At 64.3% G+C, this 16,122-nt stretch carries 20 protein-coding genes and 1 pseudogene; 14 read left to right on the top strand and 7 right to left on the bottom strand.

Annotated elements, in window-relative coordinates; translation table 11 throughout:
* Positions 1-9 precede the first annotated feature (9 nt).
* Both OUA97_RS12080 and OUA97_RS12075 read right to left on the bottom strand, forming a co-directional pair.
* Positions 10-1,512: a response regulator gene (locus OUA97_RS12080; protein ID WP_267232143.1), complete on the bottom strand. Its 1,503-nt coding sequence runs from the start codon at positions 1,510-1,512 to the stop codon at positions 10-12.
* A gap of 46 nt (positions 1,513-1,558) precedes the next feature.
* A complete protein-coding gene (locus OUA97_RS12075; protein WP_267232142.1) occupies positions 1,559-1,939 on the bottom strand; it encodes a helix-turn-helix domain-containing protein in 381 nt (126 codons plus the stop codon).
* Between the two features lie 101 nt (positions 1,940-2,040).
* Between OUA97_RS12075 and OUA97_RS23445 the strand changes: the two are divergent.
* The 5 genes and pseudogenes from OUA97_RS23445 to OUA97_RS12055 form a co-directional block, all read left to right on the top strand.
* Positions 2,041-2,229 (top strand): annotated as a pseudogene (locus OUA97_RS23445) (response regulator transcription factor); the annotation flags it as partial.
* A gap of 124 nt (positions 2,230-2,353) precedes the next feature.
* Complete coding sequence (locus OUA97_RS12070; RefSeq protein ID WP_267232141.1) at positions 2,354-2,746, top strand: hypothetical protein; 393 nt, start codon at positions 2,354-2,356, stop codon at positions 2,744-2,746.
* A gap of 196 nt (positions 2,747-2,942) precedes the next feature.
* Positions 2,943-3,293: a hypothetical protein gene (locus OUA97_RS12065; protein WP_267232140.1), complete on the top strand. Its 351-nt coding sequence runs from the start codon at positions 2,943-2,945 to the stop codon at positions 3,291-3,293.
* 83 nt (positions 3,294-3,376) lie between these two features.
* On the top strand, positions 3,377-3,802 hold the full coding sequence (locus tag OUA97_RS12060) for a hypothetical protein (protein WP_267232139.1): 426 nt from the start codon (positions 3,377-3,379) through the stop codon (positions 3,800-3,802).
* Between the two features lie 30 nt (positions 3,803-3,832).
* Positions 3,833-3,997 carry a hypothetical protein gene (locus OUA97_RS12055; RefSeq protein ID WP_267232138.1) on the top strand — a complete coding sequence of 55 codons (165 nt, stop codon included), beginning with the start codon at positions 3,833-3,835 and terminating at the stop codon, positions 3,995-3,997.
* On the opposite strand, the gene OUA97_RS12050 is transcribed toward OUA97_RS12055, so the two are convergent.
* The gene (locus OUA97_RS12050) at positions 3,985-4,785 is read right to left on the bottom strand and encodes an ATP-binding protein (protein WP_267232137.1); all 801 of its coding nucleotides are present in this window, start codon (positions 4,783-4,785) and stop codon (positions 3,985-3,987) included. The two genes, OUA97_RS12055 and OUA97_RS12050, sit on opposite strands and share 13 nt — an antisense overlap.
* On the opposite strand from OUA97_RS12050, the gene OUA97_RS12045 reads away from it, so the two are divergent.
* The 4 genes from OUA97_RS12045 (at position 4,755) to OUA97_RS12030 (ending at position 9,146) form a co-directional block, all read left to right on the top strand.
* Entirely contained in the window at positions 4,755-5,516 is a 762-nt protein-coding gene (locus OUA97_RS12045; protein WP_323690757.1) for a TnsA endonuclease N-terminal domain-containing protein, read from the top strand. The two genes, OUA97_RS12050 and OUA97_RS12045, sit on opposite strands and share 31 nt — an antisense overlap.
* 90 nt (positions 5,517-5,606) lie before the next feature.
* Positions 5,607-7,232, top strand: a complete 1,626-nt coding sequence (locus OUA97_RS12040; RefSeq protein WP_267232176.1) for a Mu transposase C-terminal domain-containing protein — start codon at positions 5,607-5,609, stop codon at positions 7,230-7,232.
* 62 nt (positions 7,233-7,294) lie between these two features.
* Positions 7,295-8,155, top strand: a complete 861-nt coding sequence (locus tag OUA97_RS12035; RefSeq protein WP_267232135.1) for a TniB family NTP-binding protein — start codon at positions 7,295-7,297, stop codon at positions 8,153-8,155.
* Positions 8,156-8,159: 4 nt separating this feature from the next.
* Positions 8,160-9,146: a TniQ family protein gene (locus tag OUA97_RS12030; protein ID WP_267232134.1), complete on the top strand. Its 987-nt coding sequence runs from the start codon at positions 8,160-8,162 to the stop codon at positions 9,144-9,146.
* 14 nt (positions 9,147-9,160) lie between these two features.
* Here the strand turns inward: OUA97_RS12030 and OUA97_RS12025 are convergent, their stop codons facing one another.
* The gene (locus OUA97_RS12025) at positions 9,161-9,730 is read right to left on the bottom strand and encodes a recombinase family protein (RefSeq protein ID WP_267232133.1); all 570 of its coding nucleotides are present in this window, start codon (positions 9,728-9,730) and stop codon (positions 9,161-9,163) included.
* A 502-nt stretch (positions 9,731-10,232) separates the two neighbouring features.
* Between OUA97_RS12025 and OUA97_RS12020 the strand changes: the two genes are divergently transcribed.
* The 3 genes from OUA97_RS12020 to OUA97_RS12010 all read left to right on the top strand — a co-directional run bounded on the left by OUA97_RS12020 (position 10,233) and on the right by OUA97_RS12010 (position 12,342).
* Positions 10,233-11,036: a TIGR04255 family protein gene (locus OUA97_RS12020; protein WP_267232132.1), complete on the top strand. Its 804-nt coding sequence runs from the start codon at positions 10,233-10,235 to the stop codon at positions 11,034-11,036.
* Between the two features lie 176 nt (positions 11,037-11,212).
* Positions 11,213-11,692, top strand: a complete 480-nt coding sequence (locus OUA97_RS12015; RefSeq protein ID WP_267232131.1) for a hypothetical protein — start codon at positions 11,213-11,215, stop codon at positions 11,690-11,692.
* Positions 11,693-11,802: 110 nt separating this feature from the next.
* Positions 11,803-12,342: a hypothetical protein gene (locus OUA97_RS12010; protein WP_267232130.1), complete on the top strand. Its 540-nt coding sequence runs from the start codon at positions 11,803-11,805 to the stop codon at positions 12,340-12,342.
* Between the two features lie 27 nt (positions 12,343-12,369).
* Here OUA97_RS12010 and OUA97_RS12005 read toward each other — a convergent pair whose 3' ends face one another.
* Genes OUA97_RS12005 through OUA97_RS11995 form a run of 3 tightly spaced genes read right to left on the bottom strand, consistent with a single transcriptional unit; the run spans position 12,370 to position 14,616 of the window.
* On the bottom strand, positions 12,370-12,792 hold the full coding sequence (locus OUA97_RS12005) for a DUF6527 family protein (RefSeq protein ID WP_267232129.1): 423 nt from the start codon (positions 12,790-12,792) through the stop codon (positions 12,370-12,372).
* On the bottom strand, positions 12,789-13,970 hold the full coding sequence (locus OUA97_RS12000) for a ThiF family adenylyltransferase (protein ID WP_267232128.1): 1,182 nt from the start codon (positions 13,968-13,970) through the stop codon (positions 12,789-12,791). The genes OUA97_RS12005 and OUA97_RS12000 overlap by 4 nt, the downstream gene beginning before the upstream one ends.
* The gene (locus OUA97_RS11995) at positions 13,945-14,616 is read right to left on the bottom strand and encodes a multiubiquitin domain-containing protein (RefSeq protein ID WP_267232127.1); all 672 of its coding nucleotides are present in this window, start codon (positions 14,614-14,616) and stop codon (positions 13,945-13,947) included. The genes OUA97_RS12000 and OUA97_RS11995 overlap by 26 nt, the downstream gene beginning before the upstream one ends.
* 142 nt (positions 14,617-14,758) lie before the next feature.
* Between OUA97_RS11995 and OUA97_RS11990 the strand changes: the two genes are divergently transcribed.
* Positions 14,759-15,145, top strand: coding sequence for an antitoxin Xre/MbcA/ParS toxin-binding domain-containing protein (locus tag OUA97_RS11990; protein WP_267232126.1), 387 nt, complete (start codon positions 14,759-14,761; stop codon positions 15,143-15,145).
* Positions 15,096-15,848 carry an RES family NAD+ phosphorylase gene (locus OUA97_RS11985; RefSeq protein ID WP_267232125.1) on the top strand — a complete coding sequence of 251 codons (753 nt, stop codon included), beginning with the start codon at positions 15,096-15,098 and terminating at the stop codon, positions 15,846-15,848. Before OUA97_RS11990 ends, OUA97_RS11985 begins: the two co-directional genes overlap by 50 nt.
* The last annotated feature ends 274 nt before the right edge of the window (positions 15,849-16,122 follow it).

Below are 16,122 nucleotides of genomic sequence, written 5' to 3'. Positions count from 1 at the left end.
CCCGCGGCGTCAGCCGACCTTGGCGTGGTCCGGCTTTTGCGTCCAGTCGGCGGCGAGCGTCCAGCGGCCAAGCGCCGCGCGCAGGGCGTCGGGGGTCAGCGGCTTGACCAGGAAGTCGTCCATGCCGGCGGCGAGGCAGGCGTGGCGGTCTTCCTCGAAGGCGTTGGCGGTCAGGGCGACGACCGGCGTGCGCACGCCCATGCCGCGGACCTTGCGAGTGGCCTCCAGCCCCGACATGCCGGGCATGCGCATGTCCATCAGGATCAGGTCGTAGACCCCGACCTTGAGCGCGGCGAGCGCCTCCTCGCCGCCGCCGGCCTGGTCGACGCGGCAGCCTTCGCGGGTCAGCAGGGTGCGGGCCAGCAGCGCGTTGATGGGGTTGTCCTCGACCAGCAGGATGCGAGCGCCGGGGGCCGCGGCCGGGGCGATGCGGTCGTCTTCCACCGCGCGGGCCGGATCGTCGTCGCGGCGGGCGGCGAGCACCCGCTCGGCCAGCGAGGCGCGGCGCAGCGGCTTGATCAGGTAGCCGGCGAAACCGGCGGCGCGGTGCTCGGCGATACGGCCGCGCTCGTCCGGGGTGAGCATGACCAGCAGCGAGCGCTTGGCGGGCGGACGTTCGGGAGCCAGGGCGCGGTCGATCAGCACGACGTCGGCCGGACGGCTGGCGGCCAGGGCGGCCGGCAGGTCGGCGGCGACCAGGGCCTTGCCGCCGGACGCCTCGATCTGGCGGCGGGCGGCCTCGGCGACGATGGGGTTGGCGCTGACGATGGCGACGGTGCGGCGGGCCAGAGGCCGCTCAACCCGGACCGGGCGGCGGGGCAGCGGGGCCTCGAACCAGAAGGCCGCGCCGCCGAGCGAGGCGGTCTCGACCCCGACCGCGCCGTCCATGGCGCCGGCCAGCTTGCGGGCGATGGCCAGGCCCAGCCCTGCACCGCCGAGCTGGACGTCGCGCAGGGGGTCGGCCTGTTCGAAGGCCTCGAAGATCGTCTCGCGCGCGGCCTGGCTGACTCCGGGACCGGAGTCCTCGACGGTAAAGCGCAGGCCGGCGCCGGTTTCGGCGACGCTCAGCAGCACGCCGCCCTGGCTGGTGAACTTGACGGCGTTGCCGGCGAAGTTGAGCAGGATCTGGCGCAGGCGACCTTCGTCGGCGTGGACGGCGCCGATGCCGGGCGGCGCGGCCCAGGCGATCTCCAGGCCCTTTTCCTGGGCCCGCGGGGAGAGCAGTTCGCAGACCGAGCGCAGCAGGCTCTCGACGTCGAAGTCGGCGGGATGCAGTTCGATCTTGTCGGCGCCCAGGCGCGCGAAGTCGAGCACGTCGTTGACCAGGCCCAGCAGGTGTTCGCCGGATTCGCGCAGGGCTGAGACATAGGCGCGCTGTTCGTCGGTCAAGGCGGTGCCCGCCAGCAGCCGGGCCATGCCGAGTACGCCGTTCAGCGGCGTGCGGAACTCATGGCTGAGCGAGGCGAGCTGCTCGGCGCTGACGCGGGCGTCACGGGTGCGATCGTAGGTCATCGACCCTAGGTTTACCGCGCGCGGCTTAACGGGCGGTCAAGCGCGCCTAGAGTGCGGCCATTTCCTGGGCCAGGGTCACCAGGGCGGCGCGGGCCGAGGCCTGCGGGATGGAAGCGAAGGCCTCCAACAGGTCGACCCCGCCGGTCAGGGCCAGGGCCGAGATCACCTCGTCGGCGGCGTCGGCCAGGCCGCCCTCCTCGCCGACCAGCCAGCCGACGCTGGTGTCGAGCGCAGCGGCGATGGCCACCAGCATCGAGCCGGAGACGCGATTGGCCCCGCGCTCGTACTTCTGGATCTGCTGGAAAGAGACGCCGACCCGCTCGGAGAGCACCCCCTGGCTGATGCCGAGGGACTTGCGGCGCAGGCGCATTCGGGCGCCGATGCCGATATCGACGGGGTCTGGACCGATGGCGTCGTCGAGGGGCATTTTGTCCTCCCCACTGCTTGGGATATTCTATCGTGGCGTTAAGCCTGCCGCAGCATAACAAGTAGACGGCCGGTAACGCGAGTCGCTAACGTATTCGTCCTATGCGCGCACCGTCTGAGACCATCGCGGACCCAGTCGAGCTTCTCACGCCGAGAGAGCGCGATTGCCTGCGCTTGGTCGACCGCCACCTCAGCTCCAAACAGATCGCCCGCGAGCTGGGCATGTCGAAGGCTTCGGTCGACACCTATTGCGATCGGGCGCGCCGCAAGCTGGGCGTCGCCGACCGCTATGCCGCCGCGCGGGCCTTGGCCGATCACGAAATCGCTGTCCCGATCGGATCGGGACACGACGCGATCAGGACAGACGCCGCCGCCGTCTCGTGGGCTGATGAAGCCCAGCAAGGAGGCGAGGCCGATGGGCGACTGGTTGCGAGAACTGGCGGACGCCAGGGGTACAGTGGTGGATTTGCACCCGACCCGCGAGACGATGAACCGCCGGGCGGCGGTGGGCCACGCGATGCGGGTGCGCGAGGAAGCAGCCGCGTTCGAGCGCCGCTGGCCGGCGCCGCCGAGCCACGAGGACAGCGTCCCGAGCTTTACCTGGAGCCAGCTGGAACGGCAGCTCGCGGATTTGGCGGATTCGCCGATGAAGGCGGCCATGGCCCGCGACCTGATTTCCGGTTTGCGGAAGATGTCGCAGTTCAAGCCGCCGGAAATGGTGTTGCGGGAAATCCTCTGCACCAGCTGGGCGCTGCTGGACGAGGGCTTCCAGCCGGATATGGCCTCGGAGTATCCGCCCGAAGCCTAGGCCCGCTCGCGCGGCTGGGGCTGGTGGGCCTGATCGCAATCGTCTCGGCCTTGGCGTTCGGGGCGTTGCTGGCGGGCCTGCACGCGCTCCAGAGCCTGATTTAATCCTATTTCCAAACAGGGCCTTAGCCCTGTTCCCCGAAAACTGAACACGCACAGAAGGCGCCGGCGGTCGGCCGCGCGCCAGGAGACCTCTCATGCTCAAGCAACGTCGTATGATCGCCGATCAAGTCGCGGCGAGTTTGTTCGAAGCCGAAGCCGCCATCGACGCCGCCCTGGCGAAGACGGCCGGTTTGGCGGGTGTGATGCCGGGCCTGCGGGCCGATGCGGGCCTGTCGGCCCTGGTCGGCCAGGGCGCCGTGGAACGCGCCAGCGAGGCGATCGCCCTGCTGGCCCAGGCGCGCCGCGCCATCTGCGAGACCCACAAGGAGCTCGACGTCGCCAAGACCCAGATCGGCCTGGGCGCGGTGATGTATGGCGGCATGGAGAAGCCTCCGGAGGCTTCGGCCCGGGCGCGCCACCTCCTGCAGGTCGCTCCGGCCGCCTGACGCTCAATCCGGGGCGCCGCGAAGTTGCACTTTGCGGCGTAAGCCTCAGTATCGGGGCCCTCATCCTTGAGGGCCCCTTTTTCGTGCTCAGTTCCCCGCCCGAACAGATTTGGGCCGTCGCCATGCTGGCGGTCTCGACCTACGCCTGGTGGCGCGGCGGCTGGGTCGAGCGGGTGGTGGCGGTGGCCAACGTGCTGGCCTGGGTCGCCACCGCAGCCTTGCAGAACCGCACCAACTGGGTCGACCCGCAGTGGAGCGTGTTTGCGGTCGACGTCCTGTTCCTGGGCGTGCTGCTGGCGCTGGTGGTGCGCTCGGACCGCACCTGGATCCTGCCGGCGGCGGCGTTCCAGCTGCTGCTGGTGATCACCCACGCGGCGATCATCGTCGACGGCGGCGTGCGGGCGAGGGCCTACATCACCGCCCTGATCCTCTGGAGCTATCTGGTGCTGACCGCCCTGGCGCTGGGCGCGCACTTGCGCTGGCGGCTCAGCGCGCGATCTGCACGCTGAGCGGCGACTCGCGGACCCAAGCGCTCGACGATGATCAGGTCGGCCCCGATTGCGCGGAGCTCGGTCTGGACCGCTCCGACCACCGCGCCGATCCGGACCGTGATCGACGCTGGCCAGCGGGTTCCCGACTGGGACCAGGACATGCGATTAGCCGGGCATCACCTCTCCCCGTTGCTGCGCGGCTACGACGCGTGAAGCGCGCTCCGGCTTGCATCGGGAGTGCGTCCGGTGGCGCGGCGATAGACCAGGGCCTCGGCGACATGGGTCCGGCGCACCGGGCCGCCGCCTTCGAGGTCGGCGATGGTGCGGGCCAGGCGCAGGGTGCGGGTCCAGCCGCGGGCGGTCAGGCCGCCGGCCTCGGCGGCGCTCGCCAGCAGGGCGCGGGCGGCGGGGTCGAGGTCGGCGATCTTCTCCAGGAAGTCGCCCTCGGCGCGGGCGTTGAGCGGGGAGCCTTCGGCCCCAGCGCGGTCGGCCTGTAGGGCGCGGGCCTCGGCGACCCGGGCGGCGGCCTCGCGGGTGCCCTCGGCCGGCGGCGGCAGGGCGAGGTCGGCGGCGGTGACCGGCGGCACGTCGACCTGCAGGTCGATGCGGTCCATGAACGGGCCGGAGACCTTCATCTGGTAGTCGGTCTGGCAGCGGGGCGCGCGCCCGCAGGCCCCGCGTCCGGCCCCGCCCAGCCCGCACTTGCAGGGGTTCTGGGCGGCGACCAGCTGGAAGCGGGCCGGGTAGCGGACGTGGGCGTTGGCGCGGGCGACGACCACCTCGCCGGTCTCCAGCGGCTGGCGCAGGCTGTCGAGCGCCTGGGCGGAGAACTCCGGCAGTTCGTCGAGGAACAGGACGCCGTTGTGGGCCAGCGACACCTCGCCCGGCTTCACCCGCAGCCCCCCTGTGAACCCCACCAAGATAATGGCCCTGCGAGTGCTCCAGCCCCAACGAAAAGTGCCCAAAGTAGATGTCTCTAGGTACGAAGTTCGCGTCCCCACTTAGCAAGTGGAACAAGTGGGCGTCTCTGGTTTCCGATGTCTCGGCCGAATGGCTTGAAACACCACCTCCGCCGCGAGCAGTCAGCGCCACGCGAGGGGCAATAGCGGTCCCGCCCGGCGGACCGCACGTCGCCTTCGAGTCGTCCATCGAGCGGGATTTCCTGGCGTTCTGCCGGACGGATCACCGCGTACGTCGTGTCATGGCCCAGCAGCTTGTGCTGCACTTCTACGATGTGAGGCGAGGTGTTCGCCGCCGCTACACCCCGGACTTCGTGATCGAGATGGGGGAGGATGCTGGGGTCGGTTGGCGAAGCGCCGTGGTCGAGGTCAAGCGGCGCACCGACCTGATGCGGGCCCGAGCACAGCTCCAGGCTCCGCTCGCAGCAGCGCGCCTTTGGGCCGAGCAGCGTCAGGGGATCATCTTCACGGTCGTCACCGACAGAGCGATGGCAAGCGGCCACTGGCTAGCCAATGCACGGCTTCTGTCGGGGCAAATCGACAGGCCCTACGACGCGCAGTTCGAGGAGGAGTGTGCGTCGTTCATACGCCAGCGGGGCGAGTTTCGGATCAGCGAGATTCTCGCGAGGGCGCAACAACGAGCTCTTAATCCCCAAGCGGTACTGGCCGTGCTCCACCGGATGGTCGTGCGCGGCGAGCTCTACGTCGATCGCGGCGTCGCCATTGGACCGCAGACCTGGGTGATCGTCGTTGGAGCGCAGAAGCGATTATGAGGCCAAGCTGGCGTTGTCCGGTTCAGGGACGCCGCTGGATATACAGCTGCTTGATCCGGAGCTGATGGCGGAGGCGAGCGTCGCCGCGAAATCGTTCTGACCCTCGAGCAGGGTGATCGCTTCGACGATGCAACCGTGTCTGCCGCCGCCAAAGAGTTCGGATGCTCGAAGCGGCAGTTCAACCGATACCGGCAGCGCTACAGAGATAGCGATCAGCTAACTGCTCTTCTCTCCCAGGGTCGCGACGGCGGACGCGGCAAAAGCCGCCTGCCTGATGAGCTTGAAGAGATCATCCAACAGGTTCTTGAGGAGTATGATCGCAACTTCCCCCAGGCGCTGGACATTCAGATTATCGGCGAGATCGAGCGCCGCTGTGACGAAGCAGCTGTCAATTGCTGCTCAAGAAGAACCCTCCGCGCCAGGATCGGGAAGATACCCAGCCGCGAGCGCACTGCCCGACGCTACGGGCGTAAGATCGCCAGCGAGCGGCACGAGCACCACAAAGGCCAAACGCCGAAGTTGGACTTTCCGCTGGAGCGCATACAAATCGATCACACGCTCGTCGATGTGGTTTGCACCGGCACGCATGATCGTGGCCACGTAGGGCGACTATGGATCACCCTCGCCATTGACGAGGCAACCCGGGCGATATTGGCGTTCGTCCTAAGCTGGGAATATCCCAACGCCTCTACAGTGGCGCAGTGCCTCTATCGCGTAATGATCCCGAAGGACGAGTGGCTGAAGCGCGTCGGGACGGAGCGCGTCTGGCCGATGTTTGGGAAGCCCGACCGCGTCTACCTCGACAACGCATCCGAGTTTTCGTCCCGGGCGCTTCGATTTGGCTGCAATCAGTATAATATCGGGCTCGAGCACCGGCCCAAGGGCCTGCCCCATTTCGGCGGCATCATCGAGCGCGTCGTCGGGACGGTGATGACCGAAATGCGTTTGCTGAGCGCAGCGACCGCCAAACGGCGCGGCTTCAGTAAGGTCAAGACTATCAGCCCGAACGAGAAAGCGGAGATGAGCCGCGAAGAACTCGAAGCTTGGCTGATCGAGTTCATTTGCGGCAAGTACCACAACAGGCCGCACTCCAGCACTCGTCAAAACCCCCAGCTCGCCTGGCTGCGCGGCATCTACGGCACCGAGCGTCGAGCGGGGCGCGGCGCGCCTGCGGTCCCGAAGGACAAGCAGAAGATCTACTTGGACTTCGCCGACATCGAGACCCGCACCATCGAGCGCTACGGCATCCGCTGGGACAACATCCTGTACTGGGGCGAGGTCCTGCGGCCATTTCTCGACGCCGGCGACCAGCGCCGACACATCGTTCGCCGCAACCCCTACGACGCCTCGCGCATCTACTTCCGCCACCCGGACGACGGGCTGTACTACGAGCTGCGGTCCAGCGACATCACGCTGCCCAGCGTGCCCGTCTGGGAATATCAGCAGGCGCACAAGCGGGAAAAGGAGGAGTTCGGCGATCGGCCGGACACCGAGACCACCATGGCTTCCATCAAGCGCCAGCGGGAGATTGAAGAGCAGGCCCGCAATCGCACGCAGCAACATAAGCGGCGCAAGAACCAAGAACGCCGCCGCCAGGCGGCGGAGGTCGTCGACGAGGTAACGCCTCACTCATCTAGCGAGGATGAACAGGACCTCGCCTCGCCACCGACGGCCGGATCGCCGCGGCGGGATGTGATCTACGAGGTCTATGAGTGACTGAGCGTCGACTTAGCCCCGCTGCTCGGGCGGCCCTCGATTCCGGGGACGATGCAAAGCGATTGCAGGTCATCCGGCGTAAGCCGTTTGTTCGCCATGCGGTGATCGGTGCGATCTTTGAGCGCCTTGAGGAGGCGCTCGACGACTACCCAACCGAAGGGGACACCCACATCCTGGTCTACGGCCTCTCAGGAATGGGCAAGTCCAAAGCCGCCGAACTCTTCGCCGAGCGACATCGTAAACCGGACGATCCCGACGCCCCGGCCTCCGCGGTGCCGGTGCTTTACGTCAGCATGGCAGGGGTCACCAGTGGGCGAGGCCTGTTGATGCTCATCCTCCATAAACTGGGCGCGCCCTATAGCGCAGGGTCGAGCGCGGAGTCGCTCTATCCCACCGTAGTGAGCCTACTGGCTCGGGTCGGGACGAAGATGTTGATCATCGACGAGATCCATAACGTCGCCTTCGGGAACCGTCTGGAGCGCCTAAAGGTCCTGAGCGTGATCAAGGGTCTCGGCAACGACCTGAAGTTCACTGTCGTCGGCTTCGGCACTCCCGACGCTCTGCGAGCGCTGAAGTGGGATCCACAAATTGAACGCCGCTTTGAGCCTCTCCGAATTCCGCGCTGGGGCCGCAATGCGGAGACCTACGGCTTCCTGAACAGCCTGGAAACGACTTTGCCGCTGCAAAAGCCCTCGTTCCTCTCTGAAGATCCAGTCGCCGACTGGCTCATCGAGCGATCCGAGGGGCTAACGCGCGAGATCGTGCATCTGGTGCGAAGGGGTGCGATCCAAGCAATCCGCAAGGGCCGGGAACGCATCGACCTGCCGCTCCTAAAGAGCCTGAAGTACACCCCAGCCTCGGTGCGACGCGCCGAGATTGAACGCGTCCTAGAGGCCGAGGGCACCGACCGGTTCGGCCTTTGATCACATGACCTCGCGACTGTTGCCCTGGCGGCCGCGCCCCGAGCCCGACGAGCTCTTGTCATCGTGGCTAGCACGGGTCGCGCGCGGCAACTCCGGAAAGCTTCACACCTTCTGCCACGCGGTGTGGCCAGGACTGCAGATTTGGAATCGCGACATCGACGCCGTGGCTCCGGCGCTGCTCTTGGCCGAGCTCGGCCGTCGCACCGGAGTCGATGCTAGTCGCATTGATCAAACGACATTGCGATCGCTTGAGGGCGTCCTGTTCGAGGACCTTCAGGTCGTCGGTCCAACTCAATGGGTTCGGCCATTGGGGGTCTTCCATCGGACCCGGCGGCGCGGCGGCCAGCAATGGTGCCCGCTGTGCTTGGCCGCTGATCAGGAGCCGTACTATCGCCGTCGCTGGCGTTTGGCGATCGCTAGCACCTGCCCTTGCCATGGCCTGGTGCTTGCGGACACCTGCCACGATTGTGGAGCGCCCGCCGTCCCCCATCGCGGCGAGGACCCGATGTGCCATCTCTGCAAGGCGGATCGCCGCGATCATCCGTTTCTTTCCGCGGATAGCCAGGCGCTGCAGCTGGAGTGGCGGATGGCCAAAATGCTTGAGGCCGACCCAGCCTTGCTGTCGCCGCTCGAGGAGCTGCATCCCCTCGCCTACTTCGGCCTGTTCCGGCAGGTCATGACTGTCATCGGCTGGGGCGAACGCTCCCAAGCGCTACGCGACGACATCGCTGCGAGTTGGGGCGGAGATTCCGCTCCGCCGGATGGTCGCCAGCTTGAGGCAGCATCGCCGGTGGCGCGCCATCGGATATCGGCCCTTGCTGCGCGCGCAATGCGCGGTTGGCCTTGGCTCTTCGTAGGCCACTGTGCGGACGCTGGGGTCTGGAAGTCCTGGGCCTTTGCCGACAAGCGCTATAATCGCTCGCCGTTCGCCTATGCTGATGTGGTGGTTCGGTATCTGTCGGCGCCGTTACAGTCCTCTGCGAGGGGCTGACACTCCCCGTGGCGCTACGGCTTGCTCAGGCTGCTCTTAGTTCGCAGCGCGCGATAGAGGGTTGATCTAGCCACCCCCAGGGTTTGGGCGACGTCTGCGCCGGTCGTCTCGGGATCGGCGAGCAGCTTGGCGGCGTGGCTCACTTGCCTGGCGGTCAGCTTCCTTGGTCGGCCGCCTTGTCGACCTCGGGCGCGCGCAGCCTCCAGTCCCGCTTTCGTGCGCTCTCGGATGAGGTCCCGCTCCATCTCCGCCAGCGCGGCCATCACGTGAAAGAAGAAGCGGCCCGCCGCCGTGCCGGTGTCGATCCCGTCGGTCAAGCTGGCGAAGTGGACGCCGCGCCCCTCCAGTTGTGAAGCGAACTCGACCAACTGCCGAACCGTGCGGCCAAGCCGATCGAGCTTCCAAACCACCAGAGTATCGCCGGCGCGAAGGTGGGAGGCCGCGCCTTCCAGTCCGGGGCGGTCGCTTCTTGCGCCGCTCACCTGGTCTGTGAAGATCCGCTCGCAGCCGGCGCGCTGCAAGGCGTCGAGCTGCAGGTCGAGACGTTGGTCTGTTGTGGAGACGCGAGCGTAGCCAATGTGCATGGCGACTTGTCGCAAATCTCACCCAGGCCGCAAAATTGCGTCCGTTGAATTCGCTACAGGGTTTTAGGATCGCTCACGTTCAGGTGAAGCGCCGCGACCAGACTCGAAACCTCAGATGTCCGAAAAATCACCGTTTGTGGTTGCTACGCGCGGTGCCTTTACAGGCCGCCAAGCAGGGGGCCGATACCTCCTGATGGTGCAAAGCCGTCCGTTGACCCAGGCCGTTGCACACTAGGCCGCGTGCGGCGCGCGGCATCCCTTGCCTGGTGCTCCAACACCGCTAAAGGGCAGGAGTAGCTTCAGGCAGAGTCCCGTTACTCTGCAGAGCCCACCAAGCAAGACGGCGGAGCATGACTAGGGCCGCGGGCTGGGGAATCCGCAACGTCCACTTTCCAGGCCCTGGCGATCGACCGTTCTCCAGGAAGCGCTCCACGGGGAGTTCCAAGGGGCGAGCGCGTGTGCGGCCGTGGGCCTTGTGCGGCCCGAGGTGTGGGGCATAGTGTTGATTCTCGCGCAAATGCTGCGCGATGGCGTGCGCAAATTCGAGGTCATGATGACGTTTCCGACGACCTCTCGTGAGGTCTATTCGCAGAACTTCATCAAAGAAGCGATTTGCCAAGTACGCTTCCCCAGGCTCTTGGAGATTGAGAGCCAAGTACCTGTTCGATTTCAGAAGTTACTCTTTGAAGAGTTTCCGTATCTGGACGCGAGAGAGCAGTTTGGAGTGATGATCGGTTCGGGTCCGGAAGGTCCCTTCGCGACTCCCAGCCGCTCTACTATCTACGAATTCAAGAATTCGGCCCGCGATACAACCATCTCGGTGTGTAGCGAATTTGTCGCGGTGATAACGACGAGCTACAATGACTGGGCCACTCACCGTTCTTGGCTCCAAAAGGCCCTTCAGGCGGCTTCTGAGTGCTATGGAATATCTATGTATAGTCGGTTGGGGTTGAGATACATTAACTCAATTCCGCTTTCCACCTCGTTGGACGGGATCGTTGATCCTTGCCTGCTTGGCCCGTTGGCTACTGACCAGCGGGACCGCGTTGCCGCCTTCAACTCGACCTCTACCTTCTTCCTTGGTGACGACCGGCAGTTGAATTTAGTGTCAAGCTTGGCTGGCCCCGACGGAGCAAGGGAGTACCTGCTCGACTTTGATATTTTTCAAGAATCTGCAGGTCGATTTGACACAGCCAAGCTTGTCGTTACGTTCGACGAACTAAATGGCTTGGTGACGGATGCGTTCAATTGGGCCCAAGGGCCCAAATTGAACGAGATGCTGAAGCGGAACCCAGGGACGTCATGACAAGCTTGAACCAGACATATTCGTCCGGTTTGCAAGCCTACACCGCCAGGCGTAACGTCGGCGGCCACGGTCTTGTGATCATGGGTGACCAAGCCGCTGGGGCGCGCTCGCCTACGTCGATATATCTGGTGGACCATTCTACCGGCTCGAAGGTGGCTGGGTGGGAGCGCTTGGTCTTGACCAAAGAAGGTATGAGGGCGGTTTGCGCGTCGGGTGAGGCCGCGTCCATTGATCTCGGCATAGGCGGCGCGTTGTCGAACCGAGTGACCATAGTCGTCGCGGCATTGGCGCAGGAAATTGGCCGTCATCATCAATCGGTGTGTGTCAGCGCAGACGGTAATTTCAGCGCGCCGGCTACAGATCTAAATTGGCTGAAGTTAGCCGAGCTTCGGCCTGTGGGGCGCACCGTCTTGGTCGGCCTGCTTAGGGGGATTAACGACCTCATTCAGACCGAGAGCTTCCATCAGCTGAACCTGGTCTTGTCGTCTATCAATGTCTCGGATGCTACGAGCCAAGCATTGCTGGCAATAGCTAGATACTCCGCACCTGCAAGGGCTAAGCTTTCAGAGTGGCGACCGTTCGTGGATAAGGTTCGGCTGGAGCTGGGTCGACGAGGAGAAGACACTGAGACGTTGATGACTGGGCTTCCCGGTTGAGGCTGTGCGCCGTTGATACAATCCCGCCGGAAGAGGCGGTGGCCGTGTCGATATATGCGCCGCAGCCCCATCAACGTCACACGGGGCTCCTGTATCGAGATGAGCAGGGTGTGTTCCGTGTCGTGCACTTGGCCTTCCACTTCGATCTTCGAGATGAAGAGATTGCTGGTGCGGCGACTTGCGCGCGCGCATCTCTTAGTCACTCGAATCAGGAAATCGTCGCCGCATTCGCCAGCCAAGTAGTCCGGGGCGATCCGCAAATTAAGTACGGCGTGACATCAGACGGACAGTGTTTCGACTCCGTCGGAAACTATATCGAAGGCCCGATCGGGACAGGCCTTACATGTGCAACATTTGTCACTGCTATCTTCCGCGCGCTTCAACTGCCCATCCTTGCCGAGGAATCCTGGCCTACCCGGAGTGAAGACAAGGAGTGGTTCGAGGGGATCGTGAAATTCATGGAGGAGAAACGCGAAGAATACGGGATCGATCAGGCTCATATCGACGCGCTTAAGCAGGACCCTGTGGCTTCAAGAATTCGGCCTGAGGAGGTCGCCGCTGGCGCGCTGCATGCCGATTGGCCCAATGCATTCCAAGACATCGAAGCGCTTGCACAGGAAGTTCTAGAAGAGCTTGGTGTTGCCGCGTGAGGGCGTTGAACTGCCGCCGCGCCCCGCTCAACGACCTTTGATCGCCCTCCAAACTCTAATGAGCCACGACGGGGTTGGCGCGGGGACGGTCGCGATTGGCTTGACGGTCATGGAGCCTTCAACTCCCTTGGCTCGAGCGGTCCGAAGCCGTTCTTCAGCCACATCAATTTCGGTCATCCGCGGGTACCAGCGCACCTTGCCAGCATCGATGATGTAGTGAGACCGGCATCGCAGCGAGCCGTTACCCACTGAAGGCCGCAGGGTAATGCCGACGCCGTCCCAAGCGATCTTCCAGTCTGTCGGACTGATTGGCGTCGAAATCTCGCTGCCGCACCCACAGGCGCAGAGGTGGACCATCGCATCGTAGTCGAGCGCTAGGTAGAGAACGCCTTCATCGAGGTCGTCAGGAATGTCCGAGACAAACGCGGGGCGGAAGCGATCAACCTTCACTTCGCGGTCTCCTCGTTGAGCAGCTGATTGCCGTCGACGACGTAGACGGTGTGATGCTCGTTTTCCAGGTCGAGATAGAAGCCCGACATCCGCTTCCAGCGGCCTACGGCGAGGGCGGCGTTCAGTGCGTTGAGATCCGCGACTTGGATGTTCCGGCTGTAGAGATCGTCTTCGTCATCCGTGGCCATGGCGATGCGGCCGTTCCAGACGTGGTCACGCTTCTTCACGGTGCTGGTCGTCACTCTCACCTGGCCGAGAATTGAGCCGTCGACGAGTTCCAACCCCATCCCCACGTCGATGAAGGCAAGCCCAAGCCGTTCAAGGCCCTCGATGATCTCACGCTTGGCCGGCGCAGCGTCCATGCAGAGAAACACCACGCTGGTGCCGGCAAGCTCATCGACGTTGCTGCCATCGACATGATGCGGGTGAGCCACGATGCCCCGCTTCATCTTCATGTAAACCGACTTCCAGTAGTCGACTTTGAAGGGTTTCAGCTGGAGTTCGGCAGCCGACGGGGCTCCAGGGCCGCGAAACGCGTTGTGCTGAAGCAGCCTGTCGCCGTCATAGAGGTCGATGCGGTGCACCGGCGTCTTAGCGACCAGGTCGAGCGTGTAGGCGCCTGTGCCGCCCAGTCCGATGATTACCACCCGCTCCTGTTCGAGCTTGCCGCTCACCTCCGCGATCCCGGCGCGGCTCGAGGCCGTGTCGAGATACTCAAACGGTCCTTCCTCCAACTCGCCTGACCGGACCTTGAAAGTCCTGGCCGTCGCCTCCGGCGAGATACAGGCGGCCGGACCCGAGATGATGGCGACATAGGTCGTGATCTTCTCATAGTAGTCGGCATAGCCTTCCGGCGGCTTGTTCGAGAACGAGTGGTCGATCACGACCCCGCTGCCGAAGTCCTGGCGATTACTCACGTGGACGATCGAACTGATGCGAGCGCCGTTGATGTCACAGGGATGGCCTCCGGCGAACATCGCGACGTGGTTCTGCGGCCTGGTCGTGATGTCGCCGGCAAGACTCAGATCCGACACCAGCATCCCCAGGGCGACCTGCCTCTGCTCGTTCACGTAGGGGACGTCGTGAACGAGCAGGTGGTTGGCGCGGATTTCGATGTCGAAACCTTCGTTGGCCAGCCGGGCCAGGTCGGGGCTACGAGCGATTAGTAGCGGTGACATTGAACACCATTCCTTCGCGGACTTTGACCGCCTGCCCGGCGACCAGGGAGCCTTCCGGCTTATTAGGCGGACCGTGGCGATAGCTGACGGTGTAGGCGACGTCCGGGCCGCCGGGTCCGTTGGGGAAGGCCAGTTGAACGACGGCCTCGAAGGTGATGTCGCCCGCCGGAACGACCTTCTTCCGGCCGTTCACGCGAATCTCCACCTCGCGGGGCGGCGCTTTGCGCGTCACGAGCTGCTCGCTGCCGCCACCGCCCAGTTGGATTGGAGCGCCGCGGACGACCACCTCGTCGTGATCACCGTCGAGCACGATGTCCTTGTCTTCGGACACGTCGCCATGTTCGCGGAGTTCGGTCTCCGAGATCGAGTCGGCGCCCCACTCGAAAGCGCGCTCGTCTAGGGTGAACGTGAAGATGCGGTCGCTCTCGAAGGCGCGAAATATCTCAACTTTCCCGGCCTTCAGGTCGAGCTTGTCGTCCAGGCCAACCGACGTCGATCCGCGGTCACGAACGTGGATCAGAACGAAGCTGCTCGCAGGATTGAGGCCCGCGGCGGCCCGGACGTCGCGCCCGCTCGGGTCGTCGTCGTCGATTTCATAGCGGACGCCGTTGACGTCCAGTTCAACGGTTTTCGGCTTACCAGCCATTTCAGTCTCCGTTGCGATGCGACCTCGATTTGCCGAGGCGTCCGAACTGGACTAGAATCGCGCTGGAGTCCGGATATAGACCGTCTATCATTGGACTAATTGACGGTTCAAGTCCCATTTTGGACCAAACGGAGGATGGAGCATGCCAGCCACGCAGCCTGTCGCCCCCGCGGGCGACGGGCGTTCAACGATTCCCGCAGCAATGGAGACATTCACGGCAATCGCCGAGGCCTGGAGTATAGGAACAGATGACCAGATAAAACTTCTCGGCTCTCCCGGAAGATCAACCTTTTTTAAATGGAAGAAGGATGGAGGCTCCCTCCCAAGGGATGCGGTAGAGCGAGTTTCTCACTTGGTGAGCATATACAAGGCTCTTCAGATTCTTATTCCAAACGAAGAAAGTGCCGATACGTGGATTAAAAGGCCAAGTAAGTACTTTGGTGAACGATCCGCGCTAGACGTTATGCTTGGAGGGGACGTTGTCGATATCTACCGAGTCAGACAGTACCTCGACGCCCAGCGAGGATGATCTGCCGATCGTGGAGGTCGATCAGGAGTATTACGTTCTGATCCCTTCGCGCTTTCCGCCGATCGAGTTGTACGAGCGGATCGCCAACGATCCTGAGCACGATGCCGCGTTCAAAGAGGTTGAGGCGCTCACCAACCCCAGGCTGCGGGAGAAGGCTCGGCTGGTCGGCGGTTCTGGTCCCGGCGAGACAGAGCCCGCGCATCTGCAGAATTGGAACCACGCGCCGTTCACGTATCCGAACCCGGACGGCACGCGGTTCTTTGGGCCGGCGACGGCCGCCCTTGAGCTGTTCGATGAACTGCAGACCGCCTTGGCGGTCTCGGTCCGCAAACGCGAAGCGTTTTTGAGCAGCACCAACGAAGTGCCGATGGGCCTGGACATGCGCGTCCTCGTTCGGCGCGTGACGGGGCGTTTTGCCGACTGTCGCGGCAGGGGCGTCGAGCCCGACCGTGAAGTTCGCTGGAGGGCCGGCCGGGCGCTTCTTGAGAAGCAGGTGGATGGTCTTCTGTTTCGACCTGAAGAGCGTCCCAGCGCCACGGGGATCTCGATTCTAAGGGGCCAGGCGCTTGGGCGGGCGATCCAGGGCGATCACTTCCGGTTCGCTTGGGATGGAGAAAGGGTGAAGTCTCTGTATGCCTTCCGGGATGGTGTCGTGGTCCTCCCAGAAAGCTTGGGGGTGGCCAAGGCAGCGTTTGCCGCTTAGTCGGCGCCGGAACCTAAATACCGGCTCAGCCTCATCGCGAAGGCCAGAGTTGCGGCCGACGTCCGGCCTACCCCCAAAGGCGTCGCTCCCCGCATCAAGGTCCAAGGCGGGTATCTCGGCCCAAGCGGAGGCGTGCCTGCGCCGTCAAGGGGCTAGAGTGCCCTCAAGCAGGGGCCCGTTGCTCCGCACCGTCCGCTTTCCAAACCTTAGCGATCGACCCCATTGAGCTCTTAGCCGAAGTTTGGAATGTCTGCTTTGGGTGCTGGCCCGAGCC

The organism is Phenylobacterium sp. 58.2.17 (genome assembly GCF_026411515.1).
In the GTDB taxonomy this organism is placed as follows: Bacteria; Pseudomonadota; Alphaproteobacteria; order Caulobacterales; family Caulobacteraceae; genus Phenylobacterium.
Note: the sequence above shows the minus strand (reverse complement) of the source record. Positions and strands in the feature narration are given on the sequence as shown.